The 18,486-nt window shown below is 73.1% G+C and carries 20 protein-coding genes and 1 pseudogene; 15 read left to right on the top strand and 6 right to left on the bottom strand.

Annotation, left to right across the window (positions count from 1 at the left end):
* The first annotated feature begins 69 nt into the window (after positions 1-69).
* Entirely contained in the window at positions 70-474 is a 405-nt protein-coding gene (locus PHY01_RS16930; RefSeq protein WP_141279825.1) for a nuclear transport factor 2 family protein, read from the top strand.
* A gap of 18 nt (positions 475-492) precedes the next feature.
* Here the strand turns inward: PHY01_RS16930 and PHY01_RS16925 are convergent, their stop codons facing one another.
* The 4 genes and pseudogenes from PHY01_RS16925 to PHY01_RS16910 form a co-directional block, all read right to left on the bottom strand.
* A complete protein-coding gene (locus PHY01_RS16925) occupies positions 493-1,473 on the bottom strand; it encodes an MmpS family transport accessory protein (RefSeq protein ID WP_141279823.1) in 981 nt (326 codons plus the stop codon).
* A gap of 304 nt (positions 1,474-1,777) precedes the next feature.
* Positions 1,778-2,515 (bottom strand): DUF1345 domain-containing protein, encoded by a 738-nt coding sequence (locus PHY01_RS16920; protein ID WP_141279821.1) that lies wholly within the window; start codon positions 2,513-2,515, stop codon positions 1,778-1,780.
* Positions 2,512-2,850, bottom strand: a pseudogene (locus tag PHY01_RS16915) (DJ-1/PfpI family protein); the annotation flags it as partial. The pseudogene PHY01_RS16915 and the gene PHY01_RS16920, both read right to left, overlap by 4 nt.
* Positions 2,851-2,893: 43 nt before the next feature.
* On the bottom strand, positions 2,894-4,048 hold the full coding sequence (locus PHY01_RS16910) for a glutathione-independent formaldehyde dehydrogenase (RefSeq protein ID WP_141279819.1): 1,155 nt from the start codon (positions 4,046-4,048) through the stop codon (positions 2,894-2,896).
* Between the two features lie 241 nt (positions 4,049-4,289).
* Between PHY01_RS16910 and PHY01_RS16905 the strand changes: the two genes are divergently transcribed.
* The 6 genes from PHY01_RS16905 (at position 4,290) to PHY01_RS16880 (ending at position 12,120) form a co-directional block, all read left to right on the top strand.
* On the top strand, positions 4,290-5,279 hold the full coding sequence (locus PHY01_RS16905; RefSeq protein WP_141279818.1) for a glycosyltransferase: 990 nt from the start codon (positions 4,290-4,292) through the stop codon (positions 5,277-5,279).
* A gap of 242 nt (positions 5,280-5,521) precedes the next feature.
* Entirely contained in the window at positions 5,522-6,553 is a 1,032-nt protein-coding gene (locus PHY01_RS16900) for a helix-turn-helix transcriptional regulator (protein WP_141279817.1), read from the top strand.
* Positions 6,554-6,760: 207 nt separating this feature from the next.
* Positions 6,761-8,410 (top strand): phosphomethylpyrimidine synthase ThiC, encoded by a 1,650-nt coding sequence (gene thiC / locus PHY01_RS16895; RefSeq protein ID WP_141279816.1) that lies wholly within the window; start codon positions 6,761-6,763, stop codon positions 8,408-8,410.
* A 142-nt stretch (positions 8,411-8,552) separates the two neighbouring features.
* On the top strand, positions 8,553-8,960 hold the full coding sequence (locus PHY01_RS16890) for an STAS domain-containing protein (protein WP_141279815.1): 408 nt from the start codon (positions 8,553-8,555) through the stop codon (positions 8,958-8,960).
* A 131-nt stretch (positions 8,961-9,091) separates the two neighbouring features.
* A complete protein-coding gene (locus PHY01_RS16885) occupies positions 9,092-11,044 on the top strand; it encodes a putative bifunctional diguanylate cyclase/phosphodiesterase (protein WP_141279814.1) in 1,953 nt (650 codons plus the stop codon).
* 80 nt (positions 11,045-11,124) lie between these two features.
* Positions 11,125-12,120 (top strand): AraC family transcriptional regulator, encoded by a 996-nt coding sequence (locus tag PHY01_RS16880; RefSeq protein WP_141279813.1) that lies wholly within the window; start codon positions 11,125-11,127, stop codon positions 12,118-12,120.
* A 16-nt stretch (positions 12,121-12,136) separates the two neighbouring features.
* Here PHY01_RS16880 and PHY01_RS16875 read toward each other — a convergent pair whose 3' ends face one another.
* Positions 12,137-13,156, bottom strand: coding sequence for a CPBP family intramembrane glutamic endopeptidase (locus PHY01_RS16875; protein WP_141279812.1), 1,020 nt, complete (start codon positions 13,154-13,156; stop codon positions 12,137-12,139).
* A 91-nt stretch (positions 13,157-13,247) separates the two neighbouring features.
* Between PHY01_RS16875 and PHY01_RS16870 the strand changes: the two genes are divergently transcribed.
* The gene (locus tag PHY01_RS16870; RefSeq protein WP_218030194.1) at positions 13,248-13,862 is read left to right on the top strand and encodes a TetR/AcrR family transcriptional regulator; all 615 of its coding nucleotides are present in this window, start codon (positions 13,248-13,250) and stop codon (positions 13,860-13,862) included.
* Positions 13,863-13,887: 25 nt separating this feature from the next.
* On the opposite strand, the gene PHY01_RS16865 is transcribed toward PHY01_RS16870, so the two are convergent.
* Positions 13,888-14,253, bottom strand: a complete 366-nt coding sequence (locus tag PHY01_RS16865; RefSeq protein WP_141279811.1) for a winged helix-turn-helix transcriptional regulator — start codon at positions 14,251-14,253, stop codon at positions 13,888-13,890.
* 75 nt (positions 14,254-14,328) lie between these two features.
* Between PHY01_RS16865 and PHY01_RS16860 the strand changes: the two genes are divergently transcribed.
* From PHY01_RS16860 to PHY01_RS16835, 7 genes are all read left to right on the top strand, one after another.
* Positions 14,329-14,736 (top strand): RidA family protein, encoded by a 408-nt coding sequence (locus PHY01_RS16860; protein WP_141279810.1) that lies wholly within the window; start codon positions 14,329-14,331, stop codon positions 14,734-14,736.
* Between the two features lie 433 nt (positions 14,737-15,169).
* Positions 15,170-15,907: a DUF6994 family protein gene (locus tag PHY01_RS16855; protein WP_141279809.1), complete on the top strand. Its 738-nt coding sequence runs from the start codon at positions 15,170-15,172 to the stop codon at positions 15,905-15,907.
* Positions 15,908-15,924: 17 nt separating this feature from the next.
* Positions 15,925-16,440, top strand: a complete 516-nt coding sequence (locus PHY01_RS16850) for a hypothetical protein (RefSeq protein WP_141279808.1) — start codon at positions 15,925-15,927, stop codon at positions 16,438-16,440.
* 312 nt (positions 16,441-16,752) lie between these two features.
* Positions 16,753-16,950, top strand: a complete 198-nt coding sequence (locus PHY01_RS16845) for a hypothetical protein (protein ID WP_141279807.1) — start codon at positions 16,753-16,755, stop codon at positions 16,948-16,950.
* 54 nt (positions 16,951-17,004) lie between these two features.
* Positions 17,005-17,175, top strand: coding sequence for a hypothetical protein (locus PHY01_RS26590; protein ID WP_170183855.1), 171 nt, complete (start codon positions 17,005-17,007; stop codon positions 17,173-17,175).
* Between the two features lie 97 nt (positions 17,176-17,272).
* Positions 17,273-17,926 (top strand): 8-oxoguanine DNA glycosylase OGG fold protein, encoded by a 654-nt coding sequence (locus tag PHY01_RS16840; RefSeq protein WP_141279806.1) that lies wholly within the window; start codon positions 17,273-17,275, stop codon positions 17,924-17,926.
* 43 nt (positions 17,927-17,969) lie between these two features.
* Entirely contained in the window at positions 17,970-18,368 is a 399-nt protein-coding gene (locus PHY01_RS16835; RefSeq protein WP_141279805.1) for a hypothetical protein, read from the top strand.
* Positions 18,369-18,486 lie beyond the last annotated feature (118 nt).

The raw sequence follows: 18,486 nt of genomic DNA, 5'->3' as shown, positions 1-18,486 counted from the left end.
TACCTGGCCGGGGCGCGTCCCCGCACCGCGGGAACGTGCCCCCGAACGCGGCGAGACGAGGAACCCGGAATGACCGACACAGCGACCCGATCGGCCGTCGGCATCGTCGAGGACGGCTACGCGGCCTTTCTGCGGGGGGACATCCCCGCACTGCTCGCGCTGCTCGATCCGCAGGTGTCCTGGACCGAAGCCGAGGGCAGCGCCTACGCCGGGACCTTCGTCGGGCACGACGCCCTGGTCCAGGGGGTGTTCCTACCGCTCGGCGAGGACTGGGAGTCCTTCACACCGGTGCCGGCCGAGTTCTTCCACTGCGGCGGGACGGTGATCGCCGTCGGTGCGTTCGAGGGCACCCACCGGAGCACCGGCGCCTCGATGACCTCGCGGTTCGCGCACCTGTTCCGGCTCCGCGACGGACGGATCGTCGAGTTCGAGTCGATCAACGACACGTATACGGTGCGGGCCGCGATGACCTGACGGTCACCGCGGCGACCGTCAGAGGCGACCGCTGCAGGAGACGGCCCCGTAGTCGCCGGCCGTCTCCTCCGCGAGGACGACGTCGTCGACGAGGATCCGGCACGACATCTCGCCGGACGCACCGGCCGCGGAGACCGAGTACTCGGCGGGCCCCTCGGCCGCCGGGGCGGTCTGCTCCCAGGGCAGATCCACGCCGGACACCTGCGCGACCGACGAACCCCGGCTGTAGGTGATCACGCCCACCGTGCCGGACCCGGTCACCTCGAACGTGACCTCGGTGGCCGCCGACGCCGCGGGGGCGGCGGGGTCGGCGGGGTCGCCCGCCGGGGCCGCGGCCGATCCGTCGCTCTCGGCCGACCGCTCGATCGCCACCGGTCCCCGGGCCTGCGAGGACCCGGATCCGTCGTCCGAGCCACCGAGGGTGAGCAGCGCGATCGGGACGACGACGGCGACGGCCGCGGCGGCGGCGACCGCCCACCGCCACTTCCGGCGACCGGTCGTCGGGGCCTCGGCCCGCCCGGCCCGTCCGCGCCGGCCGCGGGTCGGCCGGCCCGCGTCGGCGGACTCGGGACGCGGGGATCCGGCGGCCCGGTCGGGCACCGGCTCGCCGGCGTCCACGAGGGCACGGGCCGCCCCGGGCGCCGGGTCGTCGACCGGGACGGGGCCGGGCCCCTGACGGGCGGGACGCCCGTGGTCCCCCGGACCCGTCTCCAGCCGGCGCCGGCCACCCGGCCGGTCCGGCGCGTCGAGCGGGGCGGCGACGGCGGTCCGGTCGGGCCGCGGGGCCGGGCGGTCGACCGGCGTCCGGTCCTCGACGCCGTGCCGCCCGCGGGCGGCCGGGTCGAGGTCGGGCCGGACGGGTCCGTCGACGGCGCGACGGCGCCCGCCGTCGGGGACGCGGGCGTCGGCGGGCGGGCGCCGGGGATACGGGTCCGGTCCGCCCGGCTCGGGCGCACCGCGGTGCGCGCGCCGCGGCCCCTGGTCGGCCCGGTTGTCCACCGGCCGGCCCGTGCCATGGCGGCCGGCCCCGTGACGCCCGGGCCCCGGACCCGCGGGAGGCGGTGCGACGTCGGTGCCGGCGGGCCGGCGGTCACGGGCCACGAACGGCGACGCGGGGCGCTCCCGGTCGGGCGGCGGGGCCGCGCGGCGCCGGGGCGGCGGAGGCGCCTCGTCGTCGAGCACCCAGCGGCCTGCGGCCGGATCCCATCGCGGTCCTGGCACGACGCCCCCATCCGTTGTCGTTCTGGTTCAACGAACGGGTCGTTCGTCGGTGACGCGAGGTGCGTCACCGGGGCGGGTCGGGTCACCGGGGGCCCAGGTCGGTCACGAGGTTGACCGCCACCGCGAGGACCCCCGTGCCGAAGGCGTAGGAGAGCAGGGCGTGCCCGAGCGCGGTCTTGCGGACCTCGGTGCTGGTGGGTTCGGCCTCCGGGACGGCGCAGGCCATCCCGACGGTGAACGCCAGGTAGGCGAAGTCGCTGTAGGCCGGGGGGCGCTCCTGCTTGAAGTCGATGCCGCCGTCGGCGCCGACCTCGTCCTTGTAGTAGAGGCGCGCGTACTTCAGGGCGAAGACGGTGTTGACCAGGCCCCAGGCGAGGACCACGGCGAGCACGCTGAGGATCACCAGGGCGACCGCGACGGGGTCCCGGTCGCTGCCGGACCGGGCGAGGGCCAGCGCGACGGCGCCGAGGCTGACGACCGCGCCGACCAGTACCGCGGCGTCGCTGGACCGGGAGCGGCTCTCCGCCTCCGCGAGCAGCTTGGTGCCCCGATGGTCCAGCGGCCAGCTGATCCGCCACGCCCAGACCAGGACGACCGTCGCCGCCACGGTCCAGGTGACCAGGGGGACCAGCTCGGAGGCGCCGGCGAGACCGACGACGGCGCCGGCGCCGAGGCCGGCGGCCAGCGAGACCAGGACCCGCCGGGCGGACAGGATCCGCCCGACGCCCCGGACCCCGTCGTCGGGCGGCTCCGGACCACCGACCGGGCGGTGCACGACGCGGCCCGGCCCCCGGCCGTCGTCGGGTTCACCGCCCGTCATCGGACCCGTCCGGGCCCCGCGCTCGCGGAAGCCGTACGGCGGTCACGACCGGCCAACCGCGCGGGCGGGCTGCGGGGCCCGTGCGAACTCCTCACGATGCGCTCGCAGAACGCCGGCAGGTCGTCCGGCGACCGGCTCGTCGTGATGGTGCCGTCGGTGACGACCTCCTCGTCGACCACCTCCGCCCCGGCGTTGCGCAGGTCCGTACGGATGCTCGGCCACGAGGTCAGCCGGCGCCCGCGCGCGACGTCGGCCTCGACGACGTTCCACGGGCCGTGGCAGATCGAGGCGACGGGCTTGCCCGACAGGACGAAGTCCCGCACGAACCGCACCGCGGCCAGGATGGCGACCCGGCGTCCGTCCAGCTCCCCGGCCACGTCAGCTCCCCGCCGTCGCCGGGTGCAGGACGACCTTGGTCCAGCCGTCGTCCCGCTTGTCGAAGTGCTCGTAGGCCTCCGGCGCGCGGTCCAGGGGCAGCTCGTGGCTGACGATGAACGACGGCTCGGCCCTGCCCTCGGCGATGAGGTCACGCAGCTGCCGGTTGTACCGCTTGACCGGCGCCTGGCCGCTGCCGATGTGCTGGCCCTTGAACCAGAACGTGCCGAAGTCGAAGGCGATCTTGCCCTGCCTCGCCAGCTCGTCGCCCGCGCCCGGGTCCTGGGGGACGAAGACGCCGACGGTGCCGATCCTCCCGGTGAAGCGCACCGAGGCGACCAGCCGGTTCATCGTCAGGTTGGGCTGCTCCGTGCCGTCGGGCTCGTGCGCCTGGTAGCCGACGCACTCGCAGCCGTTGTCCGCGCCCAGCCCCATCGTCTGGTCCAGCACGGCCTGCACCGGGTCGACCTTCGAGTCGTCGATGGCGATCGCCCCGATCGACTCGGCCAGCCGCAGCCGGTCGGGATGGCGGTCGACGACCATCACCTTCCCCGCTCCCCGGATGGTGGCCGAGAGGGCGGCCATCAGCCCGACCGGTCCGGCGCCGTAGATCACCGTCCGGTCGCCGGGCTGGACGCCGGCCATCTCCGTGGCGTGGTAGCCGGTGGGGAAGATGTCGGACAGCATCACGTAGTCGGTCTGCCGCTCCTCGGCGTCCTCCCCCAGCCGCAGGCAGTTGAAGTCGCCCCACGGCACCCGCAGGAAGTCCGCCTGCCCGCCGCCGTAGGGGCCCATGTCGGCGAAGCCGTACGCGGCACCGGCCATGCTCGGCTCCGGCTGCGCGGTGAGGCAGTAGTTGGTGAGCTGCCGCTCGCAGTTCCGGCAGTGCCCGCACGCGATGTTGAACGGCAGCACGACCCAGTCGCCCACCCGGACCTTGTCGACGCCGGCGCCGACCTCGATCACCTGGCCCATGTTCTCGTGCCCGAACCAGCGGCCGGGCTCGAAATCGGTCCGCCCCTCGTACATGTGCAGGTCCGAGCCGCAGATGTTCGTCGAGGTGATCCGCACCAGCACGTCGGTCGGCCGCTCGATCCGCGCGTCCGGTACGTCCGTGACGCTGACCCGCCACGGCGCCTCGTAGACCACTGCCTTCACGCTGCCTCCTCGTACGCTGCCTCCCGCCCCTCCCCGGAGCCGGATCTTCATTGGACCGGCCCGGCCCGGGGCCCGGTATCGGCAGACCTGCCGACACCGGGCCCGGACACCCCCGGGAGGGACGACGGGTCGTCGGCCGCGGATCGGTCGCTCTGCCGATGGCGACGTCGGGTGCCACCCGCTTACCTGGAGGCTCCCGTCCCGTCGCCGCCGGCGCCCCGGCCCTCCCGAGGACCACCGCATGCACATCTGCCTCATCGCCCCTCCGGGGATCGCCGTGCCGCCGCCCGGCGGCCGCGGCACGGGGGCGGTCGTCGACCGGCTGGCCCGCGGGCTCGTCCGGGCCGGTCACCGGGTGCTGCTCGCCGCCGCGGCCGACAGCACCTGCCCCGTGCCCCTGGTCGGGCGCACCGGTCCGCCGACCGCCGCGGACGTCGTGCACGACCACACGGTCACCGGCCCGCTGCGCCACCCCCGCCGCCCGGCTCAGCCCCTGGTCGCGACCGCCCACGGCCCGTTCGACGCGGCGTCCGGCCCGGTGTACCGGGCGATGCGCGGGGTCGCGGTCCTGGCCGTCTCCCACGCCCAGGCCGCCACCGCGGACGGGGTCCGGCTGGCCGGCGTGATCCACCACGGTCTCGACGTGGACTCGGTCCCGGTGGGCCGCGGGAACGGCGGGTACGCGAGCTTCCTGGGACGCATGTCCCCGGCGTCGGGGGCCCGGGAGGCCGCACTCCTCGCCCGGGTCGCGGGCGTCCCGCTGCGGATGGCCGCCGACCTCCGCCGGCCGGCCGAGCGCGCGTTCTTCGACGCGCGCGTCGCGCCGCTGCTGGGTGGGGACGTCGAGTTCCTGGGGGAGCTGGGGCGCGACGAGGAGCTGCAGCTCGTCGGGGAGTCGTTCGCCCTGATGCACCCGGGCCGCGGGGCGGAGCCGTCCGGCCTGACGATGATCGAGGCGCTGGCCACCGGTACCCCGGTCGTCGCCACGCCGTTCGGAGCGGCTCCGGAGATCGTCGACGACGGGGTCACGGGCCTGCTGTGCCCGAACGGGATCACGCTGGCCGCGGCGCTGCCGGACGCCGCGGGGCTGGACCGGGCGGCGTGCCGGGCGGCCGCCGTGCGCCGCTTCAGCACGGAGCGGATGGTGGGCGAGCACGTCCGGTTGTACGAGGGACTCCTGTCCGGTCCGGCACCGGTCCGCCGCGCCGGTCACGGACACGCCGCTCTCTAGCGCCGCCCCGGTTCCTCGATCCGTCGTCGTACGCCCGAACTGCGTCACGCGCAGGTCGCGCGCCGGCGCACGGATCTGTGGGGACGGCGACGGGGCGAGGTGCAACCGGCGCCCGCGGAGACGCCGTTTCCCCGGCCACGGTGCGGAAGTACCTGGTATCCAGGAGTGATCAGCGTCGTGACGACCGGCCGACGGGCCGGCCGGCGGGACGTCCTGCTCCCCCGGGCCCACCAGGAGGCGACGTGCGAGCCCATCGGCGAGGCGAGCTGCTGCTCGCCGAGACCGCCACCTCGCCCGGTGCCGTGGCCGGGCGGGCGTCGGCCGTGCTCGACGACCTCCGCCCGGTCTCCCCCCTCGACGGTGCCTGGATCGCGCTCGCCGACCCCCTCCGCCACGGGTACCCCTCCCTGGCCGACGTCGCACCGGGCCGCCCCGTCGCCGACGTCCTCTCCGGCCCCCCGACGGCCCACGACGGCGTGGTCACGGGCGGCGTCGACGAGGCACTCGCCCTCGCCCTGTTCGCCCCGCACGGACGCCACGTCGGATTCATCGCCCTGCTGTCCGGCAGCCGGCGGCCGCCGACCCCGGACCAGCGCGACCGACTCGCCCGGATGGCGCCGGCGCTGGCCCACGGCATCGACCCGATGCGCTCGCTGCTCACCGCCTCCCGCATGGTCCGGGGCGCCACCGCCGCAGTCGTGCTGGCCGGCGACCACGGCTGCCGGACGCTCCCGGGCCTGCCGACGAACGCACTGCTGGTCCCGGGCTCCCCCGTCCTGGCCCTCGCCCGCGACCGGATCGACGACGGGCACACGTTCTCGTCCTTCCTCTGGCCCCTCGGCGGCCCGCACGCCCCGGCCGGGCACGTCCGCGTCACCGCGCTGGCGGCGCCCGAGGACGTGCCGGCCGGGCTGACCGGCCTGGCCCTGCTGTCACCGGCGGGCGACCTGCACCAGCTGACGGCGCGGGAGCTGGAGGTACTGGGCCTGCTGATCGAGGGGTGCTCCAACCAGGAGATCGCCCGCGCGCTGGTCGTGGCCCCGCGGACCGTGGCCACCCACCTGGAACACCTCCTCGCCAAGCTCGGGGCCCCGACGAGGACGCTCGCCGCGGTCCGTGCGGAACGGGAGGGGCTCTACGTCCCCAGCGCGCCCCTCCGACGGTGGTGCCTCCCGCCGCGGCGACCGGACGCGTCCACCACCTCCGGTCCCGGGACGGCCGGGGCGACACCGTGGGCCCGCCCCGGACGGCAGGGGTCGGCCCCGTACGCGTGAGCCCGCCGCGCGGTCGTCCCCGATCGTCGGGTGGGTCGGCTGCACGTGTCCCCGGCACGCCACCCCGGCGCGGTGATCGTCGGTTGTCTATCGTCGATCGGGGCTTCACGCCTCGCGGGAGCTCGGGACTGGCCGGGCTGAGAGGGCGGTGAGACGGCCGCCGACCGCTGAACCTGTCCGGGTAATGCCGGCGAGGGAAGGATCTTCGTGACCGCACTGCAGGATGCACGTCCGCACGTCACCACGGGCCCGATCCGGGGCTCGCACAAGCACCACGTCGAGGGGCCGGCCGGGTTGCGGGTCCCGGTGCGCCGGATCGCGCTCAGCACCGGCGAGCACCACGACGTCTACGACACCTCCGGTCCCTACACCGACGACTCCGCCGCGATCGACCTGCACGCGGGGCTGCCGAAGCTCCGGGAGCCGTGGATCGCCGGGCGCGAGCCGGTCGGCGGGGCCGTCACGCAGCTCGCCCACGCGCGGGCCGGCGTCGTGACCGAGGAGATGCGCTACATCGCCGTCCGGGAGGGCGTCGACGCCGAGCTGGTGCGCTCGGAGGTCGCGCGCGGCCGGGCGGTGATCCCGGCCAACCGCCGCCACCCCGAGTCCGAACCGATGGTCATCGGCAAGCGGTTCCTGGTGAAGGTCAACGCCAACATCGGCAACTCCGCCGTCACCTCCTCCATCGAGGAGGAGGTGGACAAGATGGTCTGGGCCACCCGTTGGGGCGCCGACACCGTGATGGACCTGTCGACCGGGAAGGACATCCACGCCACCCGGGAGTGGATCCTGCGCAACTCGCCGGTGCCGATCGGCACCGTGCCGATCTACCAGGCACTGGAGAAGGTCGACGGCGACCCGGCGCAGCTGTCCTGGGAGGTCTACCGCGACACCGTGGTCGAGCAGTGCGAGCAGGGCGTCGACTACATGACCGTGCACGCCGGGGTCCTGCTGCGCTACGTGCCGCTGACGGCGAAGCGGGTGACCGGCATCGTCTCCCGCGGCGGCTCGATCATGGCCGCGTGGTGCCTGGCGCACCACCGCGAGTCGTTCCTCTACACGCACTTCGTCGAGCTGTGCGAGATCCTGCGCCGCTACGACGTCACGTTCTCCCTCGGCGACGGGCTGCGCCCGGGCTCCATCGCCGACGCCAACGACGAGGCGCAGCTCGCGGAGCTCAGGACGCTCGGCGAGCTCACCCGCGTCGCCAAGGAGCACGACGTGCAGGTGATGATCGAGGGCCCCGGCCACGTCCCGCTGCACAGGATCCGGGAGAACGTGGAGCTGGAGGAGCAGTGGTGCGACGAGGCGCCGTTCTACACCCTCGGCCCGCTGACCACCGACATCGCGCCCGGCTACGACCACATCACCTCGGCCATCGGGGCGGCGACGATCGCCGAGGCGGGCACCGCGATGCTCTGCTACGTCACGCCCAAGGAGCACCTCGGCCTGCCCGACCGTGACGACGTCAAGACCGGGGTGATCACCTACAAGATCGCCGCGCACGCCGCGGACCTGGCCAAGGAGCACCCGCTGGCCCAGGCCCGTGACGACGCGCTGTCGGCGGCGCGGTTCGAGTTCCGCTGGCTCGACCAGTTCCACCTGTCGCTGGACCCGGACACCGCGGTCGCCTTCCACGACCAGACGCTGCCCGCGGAGCCGGCGAAGACCGCGCACTTCTGCTCCATGTGCGGCCCGAAGTTCTGCTCGATGCGGATCACCCAGGACGTCCGGGACTACGCCGAGGCACACGGGCTGACCAGCGTCGAGGCCATCGAGGCCGGGATGGCGCAGGAGTCCGGACGGTTCGCCGACGAGGGCGGGCGGATCCACCTGCCCGTCACCGACCGGACGTAGTCGCGCGGGTCCGTCCCCGCCGGGCCGGGTGTCCGGCGGGGACGGGTCGTGCCTGGGGTCGGGACCGCTGATCTGCGCGGATCGTCCCGGGCCTCGCGCGCAACGGATCGACCCGGCGCCTACCAGCAGGTGAACTGGGCTGATGTCTTCCGCGCTGACCGGCACCCACGAGACCCTCGGGTCCGTCCGTACCGACGAACTCCGCCCGGCGATCGCGCGGATCCGGGCCGCGGCAGGCCCGCTCGCCGGCTACGCCGTCGCCGAGCTGGGATCGGCCGTCGACGCGGCGCTGAGCCGCCTCCCCTGGGGCGTCGTCGTCGACCTGCGCCCGCTCGACGCGGTCGGCCCGGCGGGGCTGGCCATGCTGATGCGGGTGGCCGACGCGGCGGGTGAGCTCGACGTCGGCCTGACCCTCGTGTGTCCCGCCGTCGTCCGGTCCGCACTCGCCGACGCCGGGCTGACCGAGCACTTCGAACTCAGCCACGACCTCGACGCGGCCCTGTCCACCCTCGGCGTCGTGGTGCGACGGCTGCCCTCGACCCGCCGGTGACCCGGCCACGGCTACGTCGCCGGTGAGCCGCACGCGACCAGGACCGGGCAACGGCTCGACACGGTACGGCCGGTTGCGGTGCGATCGTCTCCACACACCACCGGGGAGCCGCTCGACGGGGAAGGACGTGTGTGACGACCGAGTCGGATCCACCCGCTGATCCCCCGTCCGTCGCGGCGGCCTGCCTGGCGCCGGTCGCCATGCTGGTGGTCGACGGCGGCGGTGTGCGCTGGCACAACACGGCGGCGGCCCGGCTCGTCGAGCCGTACGGCGGGCGCTGGTCGGATCCCGACGGCCCCGCGGCCCTGGTCGTGGCCGTCGACGGCGGCGGGGTGCGCCTGCGCTGGTCGGCGCCGGACGGATCGGTGCGCTGGTGGCGCGCGGGCAGCCAGGAGCTGTCGGGCGGCCGGCTGGTCGCGCTGTCCGACGAGACCGACTACGACGGCGGTCCGGTCGCGGCGGTTCCCGACACCGCGACCTGGGACTGGGACGTCGCGACCGACCGCGTGCGGCTGTCGCCGGGCCTCGCGGACATGCTCGGCGTGCCGCACCGACCCGGCTGCGACTGGCTCCGGGTGGCCGCACTCGTGCACCGCGACGACCGCCGGACGCTGTACCGCACGCTGCGCGACGCCGTGCGCACCGGCGGGTCGTGGCGGCACGTCGTGCGGATGCTCCCCACCGACGGCTCCGGGATCCGCACGTTCGAGGTGTACGGCGAGGTCCGCGACACCGCGTGCGGGCCGTCGCGGCGCCTGGTCGGCACGGCCCGCGACGTCACCGAGCTCCGGTCGGCGCGGCAGGCGCTCGCCTTCCTGTGCGGGAACGACACACAGACCGGCGTGGCGAGCAGGCGCCGGGTGATCTCCCGGCTGACCGAGTGCGCCACCGGTCGTCAGCGCGCGGCGGTCGTCGTCGTCGACGTGGACCGGCTGGGTGATGTGAACGAGCTGCACGGGATGGCGGCAGGCGACGAGGTGCTGCGCAGCGTCGCCGCCGTCCTGCACCGCGGGTCCGGCGGCGGGGCCACCGTCGGCCGGATCGGCGGCGATCGGTTCGCCGCGGTCCTGCCCGGCCGGTCGGTCGGCGAGGCGATCGAGGTGGGCAGGCGACTGTGCGCGGCGGTCGACCGCACCCCGCTGCGGGTGGGGGCGGGTATCGTCCACGTCGCGATCAGCGTCGGGGTCGCCGAGGTCGTCCGCGACGACGTCGACGCCTCGCTCGGGAACGCGTGCCTCGCCCTGGCCGAGGCCAAACGGACCGGCCGCAACCGGGCGGTCCCGTTCACCGCCGACCTGCACCGCGCCGCCCACCGTCGCGCGACGCTGCTGCGCCGGGTCGACGACGCGCTCGACCACGACACGATGGGCCTCAACGCGCAGCCGATCGTCGATCTCCGGTCCGGCCGCGTCACGCGGTACGAGCTGCTGATCCGCCTCCGCGACGGGCAGCACCCCCCGGTGGGGCCCGCCGAGTTCCTCCCGCTCGTGGAACCGACCGAGCTGGTCCACCGGCTCGACCGCTGGGTGGTCGGCCGTGCCGTCCGCGCGCTGGCGACGCCGCGGGCGCGGGCGCTGGACCTGCGGCTGGAGGCGAACCTGTCGGGCCGGTCGCTGGAGGATCCCGACTTCGGGCCGTGGGTGCTCGCGGAGCTGAGCCGCCACGGCGTGGAGCCGGGCCGGTTGGGCGTCGAGCTCACCGAGACCGCCGCGGTGACCGAGCTGGCCGCGGCCCGCAGCCTGGCGACGCTGCTCATCGACTCCGGGGTCGGGTTCGCGCTGGACGACTTCGGTGCCGGGTTCGGGTCGTTCTCCTACCTCAAGCACCTGCGGTTCACCTCGGTGAAGATCGCCGGCGACTTCGTCGAGCACATCGATCGCGAACCCGTCGACCGGGCGCTCGTCGGCGCCGTCGTCGTCGTCGCGCGGCAGCTGGGGCTGGTGACCGTGGCCGAGCGGGTGGACCGGCCGGAGCTGGTCGACGAGCTGCGCCTCCTCGGCGTCGACCACGGGCAGGGCTACCACCTGGGCAGGCCCGTCCCGCTCGACGGGCTCGTCGGCGCGGCGCCCGATCGGAGCGCGTAAGCGCACACGGACCTCGACCGCGGTGCCGCAGTAGACTCGGGGGCTCGACGTCGCGGAGGACGTCGAGTAGGAGGCACTTCGTGTCGGCTCCGGTCCGGTTCTCCTTCCACGAGTTCGATCTCGACGGCGCCCGCGCGGCCATCGCGAAGAACTACTTCCCCACCACACTCGACCTGTGCCGCGCCGCGGCGCCCTACGAGTTCCGCTTCGACGGCCACGCGCACGGCCCGCTCACCGTGGGCGCGGCCTGGTACACCTCGAGCATGGAGATCGGCATCGAGGAGGTCGGCTCCGTCTACGTCAACGTCGCCACCGGGGGCACGCTCCAGGCCCGCCACCGCCACCAGGTCGTGGAGGTCGACCCGACGCGGGGTGTGGTCTTCCGCCCGACCGGCGACGTCGCGATGACGACCAGTGACGACTACTCCTGCCTCGCGGTCAAGATCGACTCCGGCGCCCTCGAGGAGGCGCTGGAGACCATCATCGGGCGGCCGGTCACCCGACCGCTGGCCCTCGGCCCGAGCATCGACCTCCGCACCCCCGCCGGGGCCGGCTGGGCCCGCCTCGTCCGGCTGCTGGTCGCCGAGGCCGGGCCCGGCGGCATCGCCGACAGCGAGATCGTGGCCGCGCCGCTGCGCGAGGCCGTCCTGCACGGGCTGCTCCGAGCCGTCGACCATCCCTACCGCGACGCCCTCGACGCGCCGGCGCCCTCGTACGGGCCCGCCGCGCTGCGCCGCGTCGTCGACGCGGTGGAGGCCGACCCCACCCGCGACCTCACCCTCACCGACATGGCGCAGATCGCCGCGGTCAGCGTGCGCACGCTGCAGGCGCTCTACCGGCGCCACCTCGACACCACCCCCACCGAGCACCTCCGCCACACCCGGCTCGCCCACGCCCACCAGCAGCTGCGCGCGGCCGATCCCAGCGAGACGACCGTCAGCGCCGTCGCGCGCCGGTACGGGTTCGTCCACCTCGGGCGCTTCGCCCGGGCCTACCAGGCCCGCTACCACGAGTCCCCCTCGGTCACCCTGCGCCGCACCGAGTCCCGCCCGGTGCCACCCACCCGGCGCCGGTGACCGCACCGTCCCGCCGTCACCCACCGGGGTTCGCGTCACCCGCCACCCGCTGAAGGGCTCGAGCGCCCGCCCGTCGCCCGGCTTCCCCCGCGGTCGACCGGCCGTGCTCCGGTGTGCGTGCCGGACCCTGGCGGCGGGTCGTCCACCAGACGGTCGTGGTGATGAGGACCAGCATCGCGCTGGGGATGAGGTTCGCCCAGGAACCGACCGCCGCCGACCGGTTCGCGAGTTCGGCGCCGACGTCGACGTGCAGGGTCGTGGCGAGCACGAGCGCGGAGACGTTGTAGACGCCGTGCAGGACGACCGCGACCTCGAGCCCACCCGTGCGCCAGGTGACGATCGCCATCGACGAGAACAGCACGAGGTAGGAGGTGAACAGGAACGGGTCGAGTGTCCCGTGCACGAGCGAGAACAGCACCGTCGTCACGACGATGCCGAGGACCGCACCGGATCGGGCCCCCCGGGTCCAGCCGCCGAGGACCCGGAACATCAGGCCGCGGAAGCCGTACTCCTCACCGGCCGCGGCGAGCGGGGTCAGCAGCATCCCGATGACGAAGAACCAGACCAGGTCGGCGGTCGTCCACGGGGCGGACTCGACGCCGCCCGAGGCCCCGATCGCCATGACGACCAGGACCAGCGGCCCGAACACCACCAGCGCCCGGCCGAGGACACCGAAGCGGAAGCGGCCCGCCACCGAGTGCAGCGACCCCGCCGGTACCCCGTAGAGGACGCGCTGCAGCAGCATGCAGTAGGGGATCAGCGCGGCCAGCGCCAGCGCTCCCGCCGCCTGGCGCAGCGGCGTCGACGGTCCCGACCGTCCGAACAGGGCGGCGTCGACGACCTCCGAGAGGTGCTGGAACAGAACCGCGAACCCGACGAACCCGGCCACGAGCAGCACGATCGCGAGGACGCCACGCGGGATGCGACGGCTCTCCCCCGCGTACGCGCGGTGGTACTCGACGCCGGGCGGCACCGCGGGACCCGGCACCGGGTGGTCACCGCGCAGGAGCCAGGGGTGGTCGTATCGCTCGGTCATCGCTACTCCGTGTGCTCGACGGGACTAGTACAGCGTGATAGTCGAGCACGCTATCACGCTGTGATAGAAATGGGCCGGACAGTCGGCGGGAGTGGGCGGACGCATGGGGCACGGCACGCGAGACAAGATCCTGATCGCCGCTGCGACGATGCTCGGCGAGGATCCGACGGCCAAGCTCAGCGTGCGGGCGGTCGCCGCACGCGCCGGCGTCAGCACCGGGTCGCTGCGCCATTTCTTCCCGACGCAGCGGGAACTGATCGACACCGTGGTCGCCGGGATGTACACCGTCGACCTGCCCGACGACCCGATGCAGGACACCGCAAGCCCGCCGGCCGAACGGCTCGTGGCGTGCCTGCAGCTGCTGCTGGCTCAGGTGGGGACGGGCGAGTCGGCACGCGGGTACTGGCGCGCCCTGCACGCTGCCTACGTGGCGTCGCCCCCGTCCGACGACGCCGTCCACGCCTTCCTGGCACATGAACGACTCGCCGTGCACTACGTCGAGAGATGGTTGGTCCGCCTGCGCGACGAGGGGGCGCTCGCGCCCGGCGAACCCGGACACCACGCCCGGTTCCTGCTGACCGTCGTCAACGGCCTGCTGACCGAACGTGCCCTACCCGGCGACCTGACGCGGCTGGAGTTCGAGGCCCGCACGCTCATGACCGCCGCCTCGGCCGTCCTGCGACCGGCCTCCTCCGACCGTCCCTGACGGAGCACGGTTCCGGGTCGGCGCCTCAGCCGGCGGCTGCGTCGTCGAAGCGCGCACGCGCCCGCTCGATCTCGCCCAGGTGCTCGTCACTCCACCTCAGGATGGCGTCGATCGGGTCGCGCAAGGTCTTGCCGAGCGTGGTGATGCGGTACTCGATCGCGACGGGCCGGTCGCTGATGACGACACGTTGCACGATCCCGTTGCGCTCGAGACGACGAAGCGTCGCGGTGAGCGACTTCTGGGTCACGGGGACGAGGCGTCGTAGCTGGTTGAACCGGCACGGTCCGTCGCAGAGCTCCTCGAGGACGAGCACCGACCACTTGTCGAGGACCTGGCCGAGCACCTCACGGTGCAGCGCGGTGATGTCGAGGCGCCCGGCGGTTTCGGACATGACACCAAGGCTAGTTGAAGTGCCTTTTGTAGACCAGGTATCCATACGACACCACCTACGGAGGAGACACGCTCCATGACCACCCGCCTCATCAGCCCGCCGGGAATGCTGCAGCAGACCCCCTACCACCACGTCGCCGTGTCGACCGGCACCACCCACGTCCACGTCGCCGGGCAGGTCGGCCAGCGCGGCGACGAGCCCGTCGCCGCCGACGACCTCGCGGCGCAGGTCGCCCAAGCGCTGCGCAACACCGCCATCGGCCTGGCGGGCGCCGGCGCCTCCTTCTCCGACGTGGTCCGGCTGACCTTCTACGTCACCCGGTGGACCCCGGACAAGATCGAGACGTTCATGGCGGGCGTACAGGCGGTCGCCGAGGACATCGGCCTCCCGGCGCCGATGCCCCCCGCGTCCCTCATCGGTGTCGAGGTGCTCTTCGATCCCGACGTGCTCGTGGAGGTCGAGGCGACCGCGGTGCTGCCCTGACGCACACCGCCGCGGCGGCGGTGTCGGCAGCACGGCTCAGGTCGGCGTGGAACCCCTCCGCCAGCACGTGCAACGCGACAGAGCGCTCGCTCGCGATCGTCGTCGGACACGGATCGCCTGTTCGGTGTGGGTGGGCCCCCGGGGGATCGAACCCCGAACCCGCGGTCAACAAAATCCGGACAGCCTCCGACGCGACCGTCATACGCCCGCTGACCTCGTCCCGCCGTTGGCCAGCTCGGCTGCGTTGCATGTCGACGGCTGGTGTTCATTGACAGAAGATCGCCGTCCCAGCGGCGCCCGCGAGGATCCGGGCATGTGGCCGAGCAGCTCGGTCTGGGCCTCGACTCGATCCACCGCGCCGTCGCCGAAGCGGAGTCGCTCACAGCGCCCGGCCCGCCCTGACGACTCAGATGATCACGATACGCTCACGCTCGTGACGTCCGAGTTGAGCGACATCGATATCGGATTCAACGTCAGCTCGGACACCCCGCCTGGTCGTGACCCGGACAGCCACAGCCCGACGTTGCGCGAATATCATCGGCTGTTGTGGAGCAAGCCGCTACCGGACGGGACGCCCTTCACGTTGATCCCGTCCGGACGTGCCCACTACCTGCTGCACGAGTCGGCCAAGGGTCGATTCTCGCTGTCCAGCGACGCCATCAACAACCAGCACCGGGGCCTGCTCAGCGACGCCTACGGCTCGCAGGCGCAGCAGGTGAACGACGACTTCTGCCGCGCGACGATGACCGTCGGCGGGTACATGCTGTTTCCCGGCGAGCGGCTGGACCGCAAGCCGACGATCAACCAACATCGCGGAATGCACCCGCGGATCCGGGATCGCTTCGATCTCACCCTGGAATGCATCCGACGCCACTACACCGGTGAAAACAGCCCGCTGAGTGAGACCCTCGCACGTTATGCGAACTTCTTCGCACTGTTTGAATCGTTCACCGGCTACGTCGAGCACTTCCTTTTGCAGGCCCTCGTCGACGGGAGCGGACAGGTGCGATTCTTCCGTCTATTCGATGGGTTCAACCCGAACCCGCTCCCCAGCGAGGTGGACGACTACGACACCTACCTCGACCGGCAACGCGAGTTCGTCACGACACGCAACGCCCACATCGCCGCCTATATTCGGGCGCACTCACCGCCAGTTCGTCCATCGGTGTGAATCCCCGACCGAGCCGCGTGCAGCCGCTTCTGGCAGCCGCTCGGCGCGTTGAACTCATCGTGGGGATACGCGTTCGTGCCGTCCGGATCTCGCTCGCCGCAGTCTCGCTCGTGGCGGTGGTAGCCGCGGCGGGCTGCAGTGGCAGCGATCCGTCGGTCGCCGAGCCTCCACCTGCACCTCCCACCACTGCGGTGACGACGACGACCGTGACACCGACTCCGGTCCCGTCGACGACCGCGCCGCCGTCTTCCCCCGGCGCCGTGCCCAGACCGACCGCGACGAGCTCACCCACTCCGCCCCGTCAGCCCCGGAACAACTCGGAGCGCGAGTTCTCCTGCGACATGGCCTCGGACGGCGTGCCCGTCTGTGAGGGTGATGTCCCGGCCTCGGTCGGCGAGTACCGCACGCCCAGCGAGGAGATCGAGCGCCAGAGCACGGCCGAGTCCGAGGCTGCGCTCCAGGCGTGTATGGAGCAGACCGGCATGACCCGGGACGAGTGCATCGCCGACGCCGCGGCCGGAAACGCGAGCTGATCACGCTCGACTGTGCCGCAATCCCGGCACCGCGCGGCCAGGCTGCCGACCGGCATGCGGCGCCAGACGCGGCGCTTCTTGTCGGGGGTGGTGTGCACACTGGCGCCATCGCTATCAGCCGCACGAAAGCGTGACGAGGTGATTCGGATGTCGTGGTTCCGGCGACTCTGACGCAGCCGCATCGATGAGTTCGACGTCGAGGAGACAGACGCGCGGGATCTGCTGGATCCGCACCACCAGCGATCCAGCCTCCGAGACGGCGAGCGCATCTTCATCGCACCCGGCAAGGTCAGGGAGAACATCGAGTTGGCGATGGAGCGCGTCGACCTCGATATCGGCACGGCGATCAGCATGGAGGAGGACGCGGTCACCACCGACGAGCTGATGAACGTGGTCGACGAGCTGACGATGGGCCCGACGCCGGCCGTCCACGTCGTGAACAACGCCATGAGGATCATGGCCGCCCGCTACCCCGCCGACCTGGTCGACCGGCCGCTGCCACCCGGCTAAGACCTGCGACAGCTCACGCCGATGATGATGTCGGACCACATGCACGACGTCGCCATGACGATCTTGAACCGGCGGACGACCCGCAGCGTCGACCTGGTCGAGGACTACGTGGCCGGGGATCTGGCACCGCTGGACGTGCCCGACCAGATGACCCTGTTCATCGCGCTGTTCTGCATGTTCGGCACGAAGGTCGGAGCCATCAAGACGGCAAACGGGATCGAGTAGTTCAACACGCCTCCGCACGGTCCGTAGCTCAGCTGGACCGTCATCCGTGAGGGTGGCGATGCCGGACCGTCGGACCCGACCTCGTTACCGTGCCCAGATGACGGCTCTGGACAACGCCTTGCCCGGCGAGCCCGGCCCCATCACAGTGCCCCTCGAACGCTTCAGACCCGGGATCCCGGCCGACACGTGGCCGGCCGGACTTCCCGACGTCGGCGTTCTACGGCGGAACGACGTGTTCGCCGTCGCCGACGCATGGAGGGCCGGCCAGAGCACTGCCCGGCAGCTCACCCTCGCCGTGCTGTTGTGGGGATTCGGCGGCACCTCCTACGGTCCGCACCGGACACGGAGGATCCTCGCCGCCGACCCCGAGGGCCTCCGGCTCGAAGCGGCGCTCGCCCCGCTGCGCGACCGACTCGACGTCGATGACCTGCGCGCGGTCTACGTGTCGATGCGGCGCGGCCAGCCGCAGCACGTCCGCGGACTCGGACCGGCGTTCTTCACCAAGCTCATCTACTTCGCCGGCTACCGGCGTAGCGCCGGCGGCGTGCAGCCGCTCATCCTCGACAAACGGGTCGCGTCCCGGCTTCCCGCCGATGCCGGGCCCGCCCGTCGACGCGACGGCGGGTGGCCATCGTCGGAGTGGGTCACGTACCTCCGGTGGGCCGCCGAGCAGGCGGGCCGGGCCACATTCGGAGACGAGCCGGAGCGCGTGGAGATGGCACTGTTCAGCAACGAGTGGACGGCGGGCTGATCGGCCGGAGGTTGGGCTGAACCGACCCGGAAACCGCACCGACGTGGCAACGCCCGACCCGCTGATTTGCGATGCTGTAGATGTTCCGCCGACGAAAGAGCTACACGTGCTGATCACTACCGACCGCGGCGACATCCGTACCGCCGGGCACATCGTCGGCGATCGAGACCTCGTCGAGTACGGCGGCCGGCAAGCACAGGTCACCGGTGACCTCAACCTGGAGCTGCGCGTCACGCTCGCCGGTAGCGCCGGCTCGCTCGCCGACGTCGAGTACGGCGGGCCGGCCTGCACCGCGACGATCCGCGACGCCGTGTTGCTGCGGTGGGTGCGCGAACGGGCCACCATTAAATACCTGGACGGCGATCCCGGGCCGGCCGTGCCGGTACCGCCGGATGAGCCGGGCGCGATCTCCCGACATGACCGCCGTCCCGTACCCCGGTGACGGGCACCTGCTCAAGATCGGCCGGCTCGCCTGCGCCGTGACCTATCTCGAAGGCATGGTGCTGTTCGACCTGCCGGGAACCGGCACACAGTTGCCGACCGCAATCACGCTCGGCCCC

This window comes from Pseudonocardia hydrocarbonoxydans (genome assembly GCF_006539565.1).
GTDB lineage: Bacteria > Actinomycetota > Actinomycetes > Mycobacteriales > Pseudonocardiaceae > Pseudonocardia > Pseudonocardia hydrocarbonoxydans.
Note: the sequence above shows the minus strand (reverse complement) of the source record. Positions and strands in the feature narration are given on the sequence as shown.

Coding starts and splice junctions, on each gene's coding strand:
- PHY01_RS16845 (WP_141279807.1), top strand. CDS start 16,753: ATGGAGCGCGTCGACCTCGATATCGGCACGGCGATCAGCATGGAGGAG.
- PHY01_RS16920 (WP_141279821.1), bottom strand. CDS start 2,515: ATGACGGGCGGTGAACCCGACGACGGCCGGGGGCCGGGCCGCGTCGTG.
- PHY01_RS16875 (WP_141279812.1), bottom strand. CDS start 13,156: ATGACCGAGCGATACGACCACCCCTGGCTCCTGCGCGGTGACCACCCG.
- PHY01_RS16860 (WP_141279810.1), top strand. CDS start 14,329: ATGACCACCCGCCTCATCAGCCCGCCGGGAATGCTGCAGCAGACCCCC.
- PHY01_RS26590 (WP_170183855.1), top strand. CDS start 17,005: ATGACGATCTTGAACCGGCGGACGACCCGCAGCGTCGACCTGGTCGAG.
- PHY01_RS16865 (WP_141279811.1), bottom strand. CDS start 14,253: ATGTCCGAAACCGCCGGGCGCCTCGACATCACCGCGCTGCACCGTGAG.
- PHY01_RS16930 (WP_141279825.1), top strand. CDS start 70: ATGACCGACACAGCGACCCGATCGGCCGTCGGCATCGTCGAGGACGGC.
- PHY01_RS16890 (WP_141279815.1), top strand. CDS start 8,553: ATGTCTTCCGCGCTGACCGGCACCCACGAGACCCTCGGGTCCGTCCGT.
- PHY01_RS16840 (WP_141279806.1), top strand. CDS start 17,273: ATGACGGCTCTGGACAACGCCTTGCCCGGCGAGCCCGGCCCCATCACA.
- PHY01_RS16905 (WP_141279818.1), top strand. CDS start 4,290: ATGCACATCTGCCTCATCGCCCCTCCGGGGATCGCCGTGCCGCCGCCC.